Below are 14,445 nucleotides of genomic sequence, written 5' to 3'. Positions count from 1 at the left end.
TTACCCGACTTTTGCGGTCATGAGGAGAGAGGTGCGCCGATGACCGAACATGCCCGGGTGGCAGTGGAACTGGTGCGGGACAGCAGTCAATTCAAGTGGTACGTGATCCCGCTACTGCTGGTGGTCGTCTACATCTACGCGACCGAGGTGGAACGCCGGAACTGGAATGTGCTCTTCGCGGGAATCGCGCTGTGGGGCATGGACCTGTTCAACGAGATCTGGAATTCGCTGGTCTTCCACGGCACCGGTCGTGCGCCCGTATGGGGCACGACCGGGCCGACCGCGTACCAGTTGCTGATCGGGCTCAATATCGAGATCGGCTTCATGTTCGCCATCATGGGCGTCGCGGCGGCGAAGATGCTGCCGCCCAAGGAGACCCGGATCTTCGGACTGCCCAACCGGCCGATCCTGATCGCGATCAATTCCGCGGCCGCAGTCGGGGTCGAGGTCCTGCTGAACAGGGCGGGCGTGCTCAGCTGGGAATGGTCCTGGTGGCAGGCCAGTTTCCCCTTCCTGATCTGGTTGATCGGATACGTACCGTTCTTCACGGCCTGCTTCTACGTGCACGATCTACCGACGGTGCGGCGCAAGGCAATCGCGGTCGGCGTGATCCTCGGTATCGACGCCGTGGCCCTGATCGTCTTCGGTGCGCTGGGCTGGCTGTGATGACTTCTCACAAACTCGCGGCGTCGGCGCGCGGTGCGCGCGCCGGTGTGCTAACCGTCATCTCCGGAGTCGTATTCGCCTGTGTCGCAGTGCATCCCGTGGCCGCGGCCGAACCCGGAGGCTGTGTGCTGATCGGTACCGTGGGCACCCCGGAATTCGGTGTGGACCCGAGTACCGCTGGGCTGGAAAGCTTTCCGCTCTCCGACGGCGTGCTGCCGGAGCGCGTGGACTTCCGTACCGCCACCGAGACCTTCAATCGACGCTGGTCCTTCATGGTTCGCGACGGCGGGATATTCGTGAAAGAGGCTGCTACCCAGGGCGGCTGGCGTTCGCTACCGCTGCCGGGCTGTCTCGCGGGGCAGGTCGCGGGCGTCTCCGCCGATGACGACGAGGTCATGGCGGTGGATCGGGCGGGCCGGTTCTACACCCTGGATCACGCGCTGAGCGCGCCGAAGGACTGGAACTGGAGCACCCGATACGGCACGCCGCTGTGGACCGGGCCCGGTAATGCGTTGCCGCCGGGCACGATCGACTGGACCTGGTCGGTGCTCTCGCCCAATGAGGATCACGTCTGGCGGGATACCGCGGGCAATGCGCATCCGGTGGGCGGGGCGAAGGTCTCGCACGTCTACGCGCTGACCGACGGCGGTACCCGGATTCGCTATATCGATCCGTGGCTGCCGGTCGATCACAGCTATGAGATGGCGCTGCCGCCCCGGTTCCGCGCGGTGGCGCTGTCCACCAGCGGTTCCACCACGCTCATCGTGGACCGGGACGGCGATATGTACACGCGGCTCTACGATTTCGACATCTCCGGCGCGGACAAGGTGTTCTTCCGGTACTCGTACGAGGATCAGCGCGGGCTGCCCGAAGCGCCGGATATGGTGAGCGAGCGCGTCGATCCGCACTACGCGGCGATTCAGCTGCCCGCGCCGTCGTGGGTGCGCCAGCCGAAGGTGCCGGGCGTGATCACCGACCGTATCTCCATTCACAAGACCGGTATCGGCTCCGATGCCCGGGAACTGCGGGTCGAGGGTGTGGACGGTGGCCGGAATGGTTACTGGACAAAGCAACTCACCGATGCGCAATGGACGTTCACGGTCACCGATCAACCGCTCGGCGGGCAGCGGCTGACGAATTCGGCCGATGATCGCGGGGTGGACCCGTCCATTCCGGTCTCGCCGTACAGCTATGCGGGCGGTATCGCCGGTGCCACCGCGACCGTCGAATCCTTCGATGTGGCAAGCACTCCCACCCCGCTGCGGCTGGAATTCGCCGACGGCAACCGGCTGGAGTTGATTCTGCATACCGTGGACGGGTTGCGTCAGAGCCCGCAGCGGCCGGGGATCAGCGCGCAGCCGCGACATTTCGACGGCACCGTGGAGGTTCCAGCGGAGGTCTTGAATTCCCTTGCCGCGCAGCCCGCGTCGATTCGTGAATTCCTCACCGAGCGGCTCGGCGGTCGGCGGTTCAGCGATACCGGGGTGGATATCTCGGAAAGCGAATTCCGGATCGACACACTCGGCACGCTGAACCGCAAGCCCTAGAAAATTGGGGCGGGCGTCCTAGAATTCGGCGTGGTCCTCGGCCTGGATCACCTTGAATTCGGTATTGGCGGGGCCCATTTCGGCGAGGCGGCCGAAATAGATGCCCTGCGCGGCCGGATCGATGATGCCGTAGTGAATGGGGAAGGCGGTCGTCGGATTCACCGCGCGCAGGTAATCCACCGTCTCACTGATCCGCATCCAGGGCGCGACCGCCGGAATGGCAAGCACGCCCACCGGCACCGGCGGCACCCACAGCGAATCGCCGGGATGCACCAGCTGCGCCGGATCGTCCGGGGTGCCCAGCTGGAAGACGGTGTTGTCGATGACCGGGATCTCCGGATGGATCACCGCATGCCTGCCGCCGCCACCGGTGACCTGGAGATCCTTGACCTTCAATACATTTCCCGCGTGCACGGCTTCCCACGGCTCACCGCGCTGCTGCGCGGTCTGCGGATCGCTCAGCAATCGCGCCTGCGGGTTGGCGTCGATGAGCGCCTCGATGCGATTCGGGCAGATGTGATCGGGATGCTGATGCGTGACGGCGATCGCGTCCAGCCCGGTGATCCCCTCGAACCCGTGCGAGAACGTACCGGGATCGAACAGGATCTTCGCGCCGTTCAGCTCGACCAGGATGCAGGAATGACCGAAATGGGCAATGCGCATGAAGCCAACGGTAGTCCCGCGCACGGGCATGCACCACGCGCCCGTAGTACTGCCGGTGTGGATCCCGGCCAAAAGCGCGCCGGGATGACGGGTGGGGGTTCACGCCGGGATGGTGGTGGGGTTTGCGAGGGGCTGTTGTGGCGTGGGCCACGGAGGTTCCACCCGGCGGTGGGCGTCATGGGCGCGCCAACTAGTCTGATCAGCGAAACCCCCGCTCGGCCGCACTGTGTGGAACATGGTCGTCCGGGCCCGCCCCACCAGCTGAGGAGCAACGCGTGGCACGTGTCGTGGTCGAGGTGATGCCGAAGGCCGAAATCCTGGATCCGCAGGGTCAGGCCATTGTCGGGGCGCTGGGCCGCCTGGGCCACCCGGGCATCTCGGAGGTGCGGCAGGGCAAGCGATTCGAGCTCGAGGTCGCCGATGACGTGAGCGAGTCCGAGCTCGAGCAGATCGCCGAATCGCTGCTGGCCAACACCGTCATCGAGGACTGGAAGGTCGTCCGGCTGTGACCGCCCGCATCGGTGTCATCACCTTTCCGGGCACCCTGGACGATGTCGACGCCGCGCGCGCGGTGAAGCTCGCCGGCGCCGAGGCCGTGAGCCTGTGGCACGGCGACGCCGACCTCAAGGGCGTCGACGCGGTCATCGTGCCCGGCGGCTTCTCCTACGGCGACTACCTGCGCACCGGCGCCATCGCCCGGTTCGCGCCGGTGATGGAGAAGGTCATCGAGGCAGCCGGACAGGGTCTGCCCACGCTCGGCATCTGCAATGGCTTCCAGATCCTGTGCGAGGCCGGACTGCTGCCGGGTGTGCTCACCCGCAACGAGGGCCTGCATTTCATCTGCCGCGATGAGTGGCTGACCGTCGAGGCCGCGAACACCGCGTGGACCTCCCGGTATGAGCCCGGCGCGCAGATCCTGGTGCCGCTCAAGTCCGGTGAGGGCCGCTACCAGGCCTCCGCGCAGGTGCTGGACGAGCTGGAAGGCGAGGGCCGCGTGGTCTTCCGCTACTCCGGCGACAATCCGAACGGTTCGCAGCGCGGTATCGCGGGCATCAGCTCCGCCAATGGCCGCGTGGTCGGCCTGATGCCGCATCCGGAGCACGCCACCGAGGCGCTCACCGGTCCCAGCGATGACGGGCTGGGCATGTTCCTGTCCGTGCTGGACGCGCTGGTCTCGGCCTAGGTCGAATAGCCTCGGCCTAGGCCGAATAGCCGTACAACGCCCGCACCGTCGATGACGGTGCGGGCGTTGCCGTTTCGGGGTGGCTCACGCGCAGATGCGGTCCAGCACTTCGAAGCGCACGCCCTCGGCGCGGGCGATATAGCTCGGATACAGCACCTGGTTGCCGTCGAAACCGATTGTGCCGGTGGGTGTTTCGAGTGTCCCCAGCGCCGCCACCGTTTCGTGCAGCCGCCGCACATCCAATGATCCGGCGGCCTTGGCCATGGCATACAGCGTGCGGATCGCCTCGTACTCGGTATTGCTGAAATTGGTGAGCTCGGGCGCGAACTCACCGTGCAACCGCCGATACCGTTCGGCGCGTTCGCGGTGCACGGGACCGTTCACGAAGAAGCTCGACGGCACATACAGATTCCGGTTGGCGCTCGTTCCGCCCGCCAGCAGCACATTGTCATCGACCGCGGGACTCACCCGTAATTGCCGTTCATCGCGCCCGATTCGGGCGAATTGTCGGTTAAAGCGCGCCACATCCGCGCCCACCAGCAACACGATCACCCCGTCCGCCCGATCCAGCCGCGGATCGGTCAGAAACTCCCCGAAATCCGCGCCGAACGGGACGAATTTCTCCAGCGGTACGAACTCCTCCAGCGACAGCGTGCCGCGCTCGGCCAACTCCGACCGCACCCGCTCGGCCGTACGCCGCGGCCACACATAGTCATTGCCGATGATCGCCCACCGCCGCGCCCCGAACTCGCGTCGCAACCAGCGCAGCGCGGGCAGCAACTGCCGCCCCGGATCCGACCCGACCAGGAACAATCCCTCCGGGGACTCCGCCACCCCCTCGTGATCGGTCGCGAACAGATACGGCACCCGCCCCGCGCTCACCCGCGCCACCGCCCCGCGCACCGCCGAGGTGTGCCAGCCGGTGATGGCGTGCACCATTCCGGTCGCCAGCAGCGCGGAAACCTCCTGCGCCACATCGCCCGGTTCACGCCCGCCGTCAATGTGCGTGGCCCGCAATTCCCGCCCGAGAATTCCTGTCCCGCTGTTGATTTCTTCCACGGCCAAAGAAATGGCCGCCTCGCAGGAGGGCGCGAAGATACCGCCCGGACCCTGCTGCGGCACTATGTTCAGGATCTCGATACTGTTCTCGGGACTCCCGCGGAACGAGGTCATCGGATACCCTCTCCTCGTTCAAGTGAATTTGACGGGCGGGAATATGGCGACAATTCTAGGTGGGATTTCCACACTGCACGGCGCACTGCGGGCCGCGGAACGCAGTTGGCTTCGTCACCTCGACGCCGCACTGTGTGCCAGGCGGCTGACCGCCGACCAATGGTGCATGCTGACCAATCTCTCGTCCGACACGGGCATCACCATGAGCGAACTGGCCGCCCGCGCGCAACTTCCGCCCTCCTCCGCCACCCGGCACGCCGACCATCTGGCCGAACGCGGACTCATCTTCCGGGTCGCCGCAGCCGATGACCGCCGCCGCATTCTCATCGGACTCAGCCGCCGCGGCGCGGAACTGGTCGACGAGGTGCGCGCCGAGGAGATGCGCGCCGAATCCGAGCTACGCAACCGCCTCGGCGGCGGCGACTACCTGGAACTGCTGCGCCTGCTGGAGCGCGTCTCGGACGTGCCGTTCCCGCAGTAGCGCTCATTCTCGAAATCCTCTATTTACCAGCCCAATCCGGAGACCGGGTAGTACCGGCCTGCCCGCCACACCGATGGGGCGTGCGGATAGGGCGGCCGTCGGCGGAAACTGAATAGTCAATGCTTAGGATCGCAGGCATGCCCGTTGCCGAGACCACCGCGACCGCCGCCGGACTGTGCGAATTCATCGACGCCTCCCCGTCACCGTTCCACGTCTGCCGCACCGTTGCCGCCGAACTCGACGACCACGGCTTCACCCGGTTATCGGAATCCGCGCCCTGGCCGTCGAGTAGCGCCGGGCGCTACTACGTGGTGCGCGGCGGCTCACTGGTCGCGTGGTCCGATGGCGGACCGGGCGCGCCCAGCGGATTCCGCACCGGGCAGGCCACCCCGTTCCGGGTCGTCGGCGCGCATACCGACAGTCCGAACCTGCGGGTGAAACAGCATCCGGATACCGCTGTCGCGGGCTGGCAGATGGTCGGACTGGAACCGTACGGCGGGGCGCTGCTCAACTCCTGGTTGGATCGCGACCTCGGCATCTCCGGGCGACTCTCGGTGCGTGACGGAAATGTGGTGCGGGAGCGGCTGATTCGCATCGACGAGCCCATTCTGCGGGTGCCGCAGCTGGCCATCCACCTGTCCGAGGATCGGCGCGGGGTGACCCTGGATCCGCAGCGGCATGTGAACGCGGTGTGGGGGATCGGCGGGGAGCCGCGCTCGTTCATGGCGTTCATCGCCGAACGCTCCGGCATCGAACCGAGCGCGGTGCTCGGCTGGGAACTCATGACGCACGATCTGGTGCCGTCCCGGCTCATCGGACGGGATCTGGATCTGGTCAGCGCACCGCGACTGGACAATCAGGGCACCTGCTATTCCGGACTGCGCGCCTTCCTGGCCGCGGTCGCCGAACCCGGCGCGGCGGTGCCGGTGCTGGCCATGTTCGATCACGAAGAGGTCGGCAGCCAATCCGATCGTGGTGCCCAATCCGGGCTGCTGCCAACGGTTTTGGAGCGCATCGTGCTGACGCGCGGCGGCGGGCGCGCCGAATATCTGGCCGCCATCGCCGGATCCGTCTGCGCCAGTGGCGATATGGCGCACGCCACCCATCCGAACTACCCGGACCGGCACGAACCCATGCACCGCATCGAGGTGAACGGCGGACCGGTGCTCAAGGTCAACCAGAACCTGCGCTACGCCACCGATGCCGCGGGCGCGGGCGCGTTCGCCCTGGCCAGCGCGCAGGCCGGGGTACCGCTCCAGCGCTACGTGCATCGCGCCGACCTGCCCTGCGGTTCCACCATCGGCCCGATGACCGCCGCCCGCACCGGTATGCCCACCGTCGATGTCGGCGCACCCCAGCTCGCCATGCACTCGGCGCGCGAAATGATGGGCGCGGCAGACATTCCCGCGTACGCGGCGGCGCTGGCGGCCTTCCTTACTCCGGAGGCTCCGCGCTAGGCGGCGTCGACCTTCCGGTCGCTCGGCTCCGGGTGATACCTGAGCGCGGCGACGATGAACAGTCCGAGGGTGAACAGCACGTAGCTGCTGCCGATGATCTGCTGCCACCACGCCCAGGTGAGTTCGCGGTCATGGTCGTGCGGCAGCAGCCACTGCGGGCCGATCGCGAACAGGATCACCGCGAACCCGGTGGCGCCCAGGAACCATTTATTGCGTTGACCATTGGCGATCGCATCGGCCACCACCAGCAGCACCGGTGCGATCCACACCCAGTGATGCGACCAGGACACCGGCGAAACCAGCAGCACCGCACCGGCGTTCACCATCAGCGCGGCGGCGTTCGCGCCCACCGAGATGAGCCGCTTCATCCAGATCGCCGCCAGCGCGATCGCCAGCACCGAGAGCACGATCCAGATCAGCGTCGCCGCCGAACTCGAGACGCCCAACCGGTACGCGAAGCCCTTGAGTGACTGATTGCCCGCGTACCAGGGCGGCCCGATCCGCCCGGTATCGGCGAGCGTGTGGAACCAGTACTCCACCGAATCACTCGGGAACAGCGCGAATCCCACCGCCACCGCGCCGATGGTGGACAGCACCAGCGTCGCCGCGCCCTTCCAATCCTTGCGGAGCAGGAAGTACAGCAGATACCCGCCGGGCGTCAGCTTCACCGACACCGCGATGCCGATCAGCATGCCGCGCGGCCAGAACGGCTTGCGCGCCAGGCAGTCCAGCGTGATCGCGGCCATCAGCACCAGATTGATCTGCCCGAACCCGTAGGTCTGCCGAATCGGCTCGGACAGCTGCAATATCGACACCGCGCCGATCACGATGGTCAGCCGCGTCACCCACGCCAGGTTCGGCCGCAGCCGATCCAGCACCACCCACAGCGTGATGCCCAGGGAGAGAATCGAGACGATCAGCACCGCCCACTCGGACAGCAGCAGCGGCATCAGCGCCAGCGGTGCGAAGAACAGCGCCGCCAGCGGTGGATAGGTGAACGGCAACCCCAGCCCATAGACGGGCGGCATGGGTCCGTACAAATCCTTGTCGTCCAACCACGCCCGCGCACCGTTCCGATACACCTGCAAATCGATGTACCCGTGCCAGAAGTGCGCCAGCAGGCTGACAACGGCCGACACCGCGAACAACAAAACCGCGATGGCCAGCAGCCGAACCTGCTGCTGCGTCAATGCCGAGTCCTTGGATGAGGGCACAGGCTTCTCCGCGGGATCCGCAAGCCCGGATCGTTCGTTCACCGGGACAGACTAGCTGGGAGGTTCGCTTCGACCGCCTCGCCACCCGAAGGCACGGGCCTTGCGGAAAATGTGCTGCCGAGCACAACTCCAGGTGGGCGAAAGTGGTGATAACAGGGCAACTAGACTCTGACCAGTATCTCGCCGAAATCCAGCCATGCCGGTTCTCAGTTCTGACATGCCCGGCCGAAAGGACTCTGGTTTCCCCGTGACCAGCCACGTCGATACCGTCAGCGCCGCCGCGGCCAGCCCGGATACTGCGCAGCCCTATAAGGAACTCGGCCTCAAGGATGACGAGTACGCGCGTATCAAGGAGATTCTCGGCCGGCGGCCGACGGATGCCGAGCTCGCCATGTACTCGGTGATGTGGTCCGAGCACTGCTCGTACAAGTCCTCCAAGGTGCACCTGCGCTACTTCGGCGAGACCACCACCGAGGAGATGCGTTCCAGCATGCTCGCGGGCATCGGCGAGAACGCCGGTGTGGTGGATATCGGTGACGGCTGGGCGGTCACCTTCAAGGTGGAATCGCATAACCATCCCTCGTACGTCGAGCCCTACCAGGGCGCTGCCACCGGTGTCGGCGGCATCGTCCGCGACATCATGGCCATGGGCGCGCGCCCGATCGCGGTGATGGATCAGCTGCGCTTCGGTGCGGCCGACCACCCGGACACCCGTCGCGTGGTCGACGGTGTGGTGCGCGGCGTCGGCGGTTACGGCAACTCGCTCGGCCTGCCCAATGTCGGCGGCGAGACCGTGTTCGATGCCTCCTACCAGGGCAATCCGCTCGTCAACGCGCTGTGCGCGGGCGTCATGCGGGTCGAGGACCTGAAGCTGGCCTTCGCCTCCGGTGAGGGCAACAAGATCATTCTGTTCGGCGCGCGCACCGGCCTCGACGGCATCGGCGGCGTCTCCGTGCTGGCCTCGGACACCTTCTCCGGTGACGAATCCGGTTCCGGCCGTAAGAAACTCCCCAGCGTGCAGGTCGGCGACCCGTTCACCGAGAAGGTGCTCATCGAGTGCTGTCTCGAGCTGTACCACTCCGGTGTCGTTGTCGGCATCCAGGACCTGGGCGGCGCGGGCCTGTCCTGCGCCACCTCCGAACTGGCCGCGGCCGGTTCCGGCGGTATGCACATCGAACTCGATCAGGTGCCGCTGCGCGCCGCGAATATGTCTCCCGCCGAGATCCTTTCGAGCGAATCGCAGGAGCGCATGTGCGCCGTGGTCGCGCCCGAGAATGTGGATCGCTTCATGGCGATCTGCAAGAAGTGGGACACCACCGCCACCGTCATCGGTGAGGTCACCGATGGTGAGCGCCTCGAAATCACCTGGCACGGCGAGGTTGTCGTGGACGTGCCGCCGCGCACCGTCGCCCACCACGGCCCGGTGTACGAGCGCCCCGTGCAGCGTCCCGCCGATCAGGACGCGCTCATCGCGAATTCGACTGCCGCGCTGAACCGCCCGAAGACCGGCGACGAACTGCGCGCCACCGTGCTGAAGATGCTGGCCAGCCCGCAGCTGTGCTCGCGCAAGTGGATCACCGAACAGTACGACCGCTATGTGCGCGGCAACACCGTGCTCGCCGAGCACGCCGACGCCGGTGTCATTCGCATCGACGAGGAGTCCGGCCGCGGTATCGCGCTGGCCACCGACGCCTCGGGCCGCTACACCAAGCTGGACCCGTACACCGGCGCGCAGCTCGCGCTGGCCGAGGCGTTCCGCAATGTCGCCACCACCGGTGCCACCCCCAAGGCCGTCACCAACTGCCTGAACTTCGGTTCCCCCGAGGATCCGGGCGTCATGTGGCAGTTCCAGCAGGCGGTCCGCGGTCTCGCGGACGGCTGTGTGGCCCTTGGTATTCCGGTCACCGGCGGTAATGTCTCGTTCTACAACCAGACCGGCCAGACCGCCATCCTGCCCACCCCCGTGGTCGGCGTGCTCGGCGTCATCGACGATGTGCACCGCCGCATCCCGACCGGCCTGGGCCTGGAGCCCGGCGAGACCCTCATCCTGCTCGGCGAGACCCATGACGAGCTGGACGGTTCCATCTGGTCGCAGGTGGAGCACGATCACCTCGGCGGCGTGCCGCCCAAGGTCGACTTCGCCCGCGAGCAGCTGCTCGCGGAAATCCTCACCGCGGGTTCGCGCGACGGCATGATCAGCGCCGCGCACGACCTGTCCGAGGGTGGTCTGGCGCAGACCGTCATCGAAGCCGCGCTGGCCGGTGAAACCGGTTGCCGCATCCTGCTTCCCGAGGGCACCGACCCGTTCGTGCAGCTGTTCTCCGAATCCGCCGGACGCGTGCTGGTCGCCGTCCCGCGCTCGGAGGAGACCCGCTTCACCAAGATGTGCACCGCGCGCGAGCTGCCCTGGACCCGCATCGGCGTCGTCGATCAGGGTTCGGACGCGGTCGAGGTGCAGGGCCAGTTCACCATTACCCTGGCCGACCTGCGCACCGCCTTCGAGGGCACGCTGCCCGCACTGTTCGGCCACTTCGAACACTGACCCAGCGCACGTAACGCGAACACCGAAGCACCCCGCCGGACCCGGACCCCTCGAACAACCGGGTCGGGCGGGGTGCTTTCGTATTCGCGCGGGTCGGGACTCACGACACGACCTTGAACGGATCATGTTCGGCCATCAGCTTTTCCATCCGAGCCTCATCGATGCGCTGATGCACCTTGGTCGACTCATGCTGATCGCGAACCACTTTCGCGAGCGTGAAACTGCTGCTCACCAGGAACAGCATGGACATCAGCAGGAAACCGCGCTGCCAGAAGTCCAGGGGAAGATTGGCGATGCCGATACCCATTGCGGTGAAACTGATTCCGAAAGCGATGACAGCCTGAGCCAGAAAAGCCATGGTGCTCTTGGTCTGTGCGCTGGGGTTGCTCATGCCGTCGAGTCTGTCGAGACAGCTCTGCCGCGCCACGCGTACAACTACTCGAGTGGCGTGCGTAGTAGCAACACGCCGCCGGAATGGTGGCTCTCACAGCCGTGAATCCACGGATTCCGAACCGCGCCGTCCATAATTGACGGGTGTTCGACCCCGCCGAGACGCTCCGGCGGCTGCGCCTGCGCGCCGCCGTGCTGACTCGGCGTGGCTGGGGGCGGCGGGCCGCACGCGTCGCCAAGCGGGCCGAGGATGTCGTCGATCTCAATCACACCGGGCTGGTGGTGGCGACGCTGTTCTTCGCGTGGTCGCTCACGCCGTCGCTGGTGCCGCGCGATTGGCTGTTCCAGGGGTTGATCTCCGGGCTCAACGCCGCCGCCGGATACGGGCTCGGCTGCGTACTGCAGTGGTTGTTCCACAAGTGGATTCGGCCGCGGCTGAGGATCGAGACGCCGCCGGAATGGGTGCGGTACGTGGTGAAGGTGGCCGTGGTGCTCACCTGTGCGCTGGTGGCCGCGTACATGCTGGTCATGTCCGCGGACTGGCAGCGCGAGATCACCGGGCTGATGAATATGGAGGGCACCACGCGTGCCGCCTATCTGCGCACCGGCGGGCTGAGCGTCGCGGTCGGCGCGCTGGTGGTGGCGGTATTCCGGACGCTGCGGGAAGCCGTGCGGTTCATCGGGCGGCAATTGAGCCGGTGGGTGCGGATACCGCCCAAACTCGCGCCCGCCACCGGGGCGCTGCTGTTGTTCGTGCTGATCATCACGCTGTTCAACGGTGTCGCCACGCGGGCGTTCTTCGCGGTCGCCAACTCGGCGTTCAGTGTGCGCAACGACAAGATGACGCCGTACGCGGTGCAGCCGACGCGGCCCGAACGGTCCGGCAGCCCACAGTCGTTGGCGAAATGGGAGACGCTCGGATCGGAGGGGCGCTGGTTCGTCTCGCACGGACCCGATCCCATGCTGATCAGCGCCGCCACCGGAAAGCCCGCGCGCCAGCCGATTCGGGCCTACGTGGGATTGCAGTCCGCGAACGCGGACACCACCGAGGAGGACCTGGCGGTCGCGGAATTGCAGCGCACCGGGGCCTTCGATCGCAAGGTGCTGGTCATCATCACCACCACCGGCACCGGCTGGGTGAACTCGATGAGCGCGGCCGCGATCGAGTACATGTACGGCGGCGACACCGCGATTCTGGCCTCGCAGTACTCGTACCTGCCCAGCGTGCTGTCCTTCCTGGCGGACCGCGAGAAGGTGGCGGTGGCGGGACGCAAGATGTTCGACGCCGTGTACGCGGCATGGTCGGCGCGGCCGCCGGAAGCGCGACCCAAACTCCTCGTGTACGGCGAGAGCCTGGGCTCACAGGGTTCGGAATCGGCCTTCGACGGCCTGGCCGATCTGCGCTCGAAGGTCGACGGCGCGCTCTGGGTCGGCCCGCCCAATTCCAATCGCCTGTGGGAGCAATTCAATTCGCGCCGTGATCCGGGCACCCGCGAGGTCGACCCCATCTACGCCGACGGCCTCACCGTCCGATTCGCCGCCACCGCCGCCGATCTGGAGAAACCCTCCCCGGACTGGCGGCACCCGCGCATCGCCTACCTCATGCACCCGTCCGACCCCATCGTCTGGTGGTCCTCGGATCTCATCTTCTCCCAACCGGATTGGCTCTCCGAACCCCGAGGCGCGGATGTCTCCTCCCAAATGCGCTGGTGGCCCTTCGTCACCTTCTGGCAGGTGGCGGCCGACCTGACCAACGCCCAGGGCGTCAGCGACGGCCACGGCCACCGCTACGGCTCCCTCGTTCTGGACGGCTGGGCCGCCATCGCCGCCCCACCCGGCTGGACCCCCGAACTCTCCGAAAAGATCCGCACCCAAATAGAACTCGCCGAGGATTACGAGCGAGCGGTGAAATAGTGCGCCGCCGCTCCCGGGAGCTCGGCGTCCGGACCCCTGTCGGGCCGGTGCCACCCGCGACCACCTCGATCATCGATGCGGCCCGGCGCGGTGCGGTCGCCGAACGTGCCGCACTGCCGAAAGCTATTGCCGCCATGGCTCTTCCGCTGCTCTGGAGCAATCGCGTACTGCCTGCGCTCGGACTGGATGTGCGCGGGCGCACCGCCGCCAATACCGGCTTCGCGCTGGCCTACGCGTTCGCGTTCCGGGGTAGGCCGGGGTGGGTTTCGGCGGGCGGAGTGCGCGCGGGCGCGGCAGCCGGCGGGGTGGTGCTCGCCGGTTACGTTGTGGGACTGGCGATTCCGCGAATTCGGCGGGAACTGGCCGGAGCCGCCCATCGCGGGCCCGCCGTATCCACCGCCGAATGGGCGGGGTTGCACATCCCCGGTGGCACGGTGTTCGCCGAGGAACTGGTGTATCGCGCCACCCTGACCCCGCTGCTGGAGCGGAGCCTCGGTGCGGGCGGAACATGGCTGGGCGCACTGACTTTCGGGCTGTCGCACATTCGCGCGGCACGCTCCGCCGCCGATCCGATCCTCGGCACGGTGGCCGCCACCGGGCTGGCAGGTGCGCTGTTCGATCTCCTCTACCGTCGCACCGGCAGCGCCACCGCCCCGGCGCTGTTGCACTTCGCCATCAACGGCGGCGGTGCGCTCGCACCGTTCGCGGCCCGCCGGCTTACTCCGCCGCCGAGTTCCTGAGCGACAACTCTCTCGGTCATCCCGTTCGAAAGCGCGCTGGGATGACGGCGGGGTTCGTGTCGGTGGGCGGCGGTAACCTCGCTTGCGTGGCTGGACGTGGAGCGGTGAATCCGGGGGAGGTCAGGGCGGCGGTGACCGTCGTGGGGGAGTGGTTGCGCGATGAGTCGGTCGCGGCTCCGTCGCGGACCGAGTTGGCGGCGGCTGTGCGGGGGACGGCGCGGTCGCTGGCGGCGGATGCGCCGGGTGGGGCGGTGGAGGTGCGGGTGCCGCCGTTCGTGGCGGTGCAATGCATCGAGGGGTTGCGGCATACCCGGGGGACGCCGCCGAATGTGGTCGAGACCGATGCGCGCACTTGGCTATTGCTGGCTACCGGACTGTTGGGGTTCGAGGAGGCGGTGGAGTCGGGGGTGCTCACGGCATCCGGATCGCGTGCCGCCGAAGTGGCGCGCTGGCTACCCGTCGTACCGCTCTGAAA

General features: G+C 67.1%; 14 protein-coding genes. 10 read left to right on the top strand and 4 right to left on the bottom strand.

Going from position 1 to position 14,445, the window contains the following annotated elements:
- The first annotated feature begins 39 nt into the window (after nucleotides 1-39).
- Together ACFVUS_RS18235 and ACFVUS_RS18230 are read left to right on the top strand one after the other, a co-directional pair.
- Complete coding sequence (locus ACFVUS_RS18235; protein ID WP_387767200.1) at nucleotides 40-666, top strand: hypothetical protein; 627 nt, start codon at nucleotides 40-42, stop codon at nucleotides 664-666.
- Nucleotides 666-2,213 carry a hypothetical protein gene (locus tag ACFVUS_RS18230; RefSeq protein ID WP_387767197.1) on the top strand — a complete coding sequence of 516 codons (1,548 nt, stop codon included), beginning with the start codon at nucleotides 666-668 and terminating at the stop codon, nucleotides 2,211-2,213. The genes ACFVUS_RS18235 and ACFVUS_RS18230 overlap by 1 nt, the downstream gene beginning before the upstream one ends.
- Before the next feature lie 18 nt (nucleotides 2,214-2,231).
- On the opposite strand, the gene ACFVUS_RS18225 is transcribed toward ACFVUS_RS18230, so the two are convergent.
- A complete protein-coding gene (locus ACFVUS_RS18225; protein ID WP_387767194.1) occupies nucleotides 2,232-2,876 on the bottom strand; it encodes an MBL fold metallo-hydrolase in 645 nt (214 codons plus the stop codon).
- Between the two features lie 275 nt (nucleotides 2,877-3,151).
- On the opposite strand from ACFVUS_RS18225, the gene purS reads away from it, so the two are divergent.
- Together purS and purQ are read left to right on the top strand one after the other, a co-directional pair.
- Nucleotides 3,152-3,385: a phosphoribosylformylglycinamidine synthase subunit PurS gene (gene purS / locus ACFVUS_RS18220; RefSeq protein WP_330183638.1), complete on the top strand. Its 234-nt coding sequence runs from the start codon at nucleotides 3,152-3,154 to the stop codon at nucleotides 3,383-3,385.
- Nucleotides 3,382-4,059, top strand: coding sequence for a phosphoribosylformylglycinamidine synthase subunit PurQ (purQ, locus tag ACFVUS_RS18215; RefSeq protein ID WP_387767190.1), 678 nt, complete (start codon nucleotides 3,382-3,384; stop codon nucleotides 4,057-4,059). The genes purS and purQ overlap by 4 nt, the downstream gene beginning before the upstream one ends.
- A gap of 84 nt (nucleotides 4,060-4,143) precedes the next feature.
- On the opposite strand, the gene ACFVUS_RS18210 is transcribed toward purQ, so the two are convergent.
- Entirely contained in the window at nucleotides 4,144-5,232 is a 1,089-nt protein-coding gene (locus ACFVUS_RS18210; RefSeq protein ID WP_387767187.1) for a substrate-binding domain-containing protein, read from the bottom strand.
- Nucleotides 5,233-5,275: 43 nt separating this feature from the next.
- Between ACFVUS_RS18210 and ACFVUS_RS18205 the strand changes: the two genes are divergently transcribed.
- Complete coding sequence (locus ACFVUS_RS18205) at nucleotides 5,276-5,713, top strand: MarR family winged helix-turn-helix transcriptional regulator (RefSeq protein ID WP_387767184.1); 438 nt, start codon at nucleotides 5,276-5,278, stop codon at nucleotides 5,711-5,713.
- A gap of 137 nt (nucleotides 5,714-5,850) precedes the next feature.
- Complete coding sequence (locus ACFVUS_RS18200; protein WP_387767181.1) at nucleotides 5,851-7,170, top strand: M18 family aminopeptidase; 1,320 nt, start codon at nucleotides 5,851-5,853, stop codon at nucleotides 7,168-7,170.
- On the opposite strand, the gene ACFVUS_RS18195 is transcribed toward ACFVUS_RS18200, so the two are convergent.
- A complete protein-coding gene (locus tag ACFVUS_RS18195; RefSeq protein WP_387767178.1) occupies nucleotides 7,167-8,426 on the bottom strand; it encodes a glycosyltransferase 87 family protein in 1,260 nt (419 codons plus the stop codon). The two genes, ACFVUS_RS18200 and ACFVUS_RS18195, sit on opposite strands and share 4 nt — an antisense overlap.
- Nucleotides 8,427-8,631: 205 nt before the next feature.
- On the opposite strand from ACFVUS_RS18195, the gene purL reads away from it, so the two are divergent.
- Nucleotides 8,632-10,926 (top strand): phosphoribosylformylglycinamidine synthase subunit PurL, encoded by a 2,295-nt coding sequence (gene purL, locus ACFVUS_RS18190; protein WP_387767175.1) that lies wholly within the window; start codon nucleotides 8,632-8,634, stop codon nucleotides 10,924-10,926.
- A gap of 100 nt (nucleotides 10,927-11,026) precedes the next feature.
- Here the strand turns inward: purL and ACFVUS_RS18185 are convergent, their stop codons facing one another.
- The gene (locus ACFVUS_RS18185) at nucleotides 11,027-11,317 is read right to left on the bottom strand and encodes a YiaA/YiaB family inner membrane protein (protein WP_387767172.1); all 291 of its coding nucleotides are present in this window, start codon (nucleotides 11,315-11,317) and stop codon (nucleotides 11,027-11,029) included.
- A gap of 143 nt (nucleotides 11,318-11,460) precedes the next feature.
- On the opposite strand from ACFVUS_RS18185, the gene ACFVUS_RS18180 reads away from it, so the two are divergent.
- The 3 genes from ACFVUS_RS18180 (at nucleotide 11,461) to ACFVUS_RS18170 (ending at nucleotide 14,443) form a co-directional block, all read left to right on the top strand.
- Nucleotides 11,461-13,230, top strand: coding sequence for an alpha/beta hydrolase (locus ACFVUS_RS18180; RefSeq protein WP_387767169.1), 1,770 nt, complete (start codon nucleotides 11,461-11,463; stop codon nucleotides 13,228-13,230).
- A gap of 47 nt (nucleotides 13,231-13,277) precedes the next feature.
- Entirely contained in the window at nucleotides 13,278-13,970 is a 693-nt protein-coding gene (locus ACFVUS_RS18175; RefSeq protein ID WP_387767167.1) for a CPBP family intramembrane glutamic endopeptidase, read from the top strand.
- 86 nt (nucleotides 13,971-14,056) lie between these two features.
- Entirely contained in the window at nucleotides 14,057-14,443 is a 387-nt protein-coding gene (locus tag ACFVUS_RS18170) for a sterol carrier family protein (RefSeq protein ID WP_387767164.1), read from the top strand.
- Nucleotides 14,444-14,445 lie beyond the last annotated feature (2 nt).

The sequence above is a fragment of the Nocardia sp. NPDC058058 genome (genome assembly GCF_042885355.1).
Taxonomy (GTDB): Bacteria; Actinomycetota; Actinomycetes; order Mycobacteriales; family Mycobacteriaceae; genus Nocardia.
This window is presented reverse-complemented; position numbering and strand designations above follow the sequence as displayed.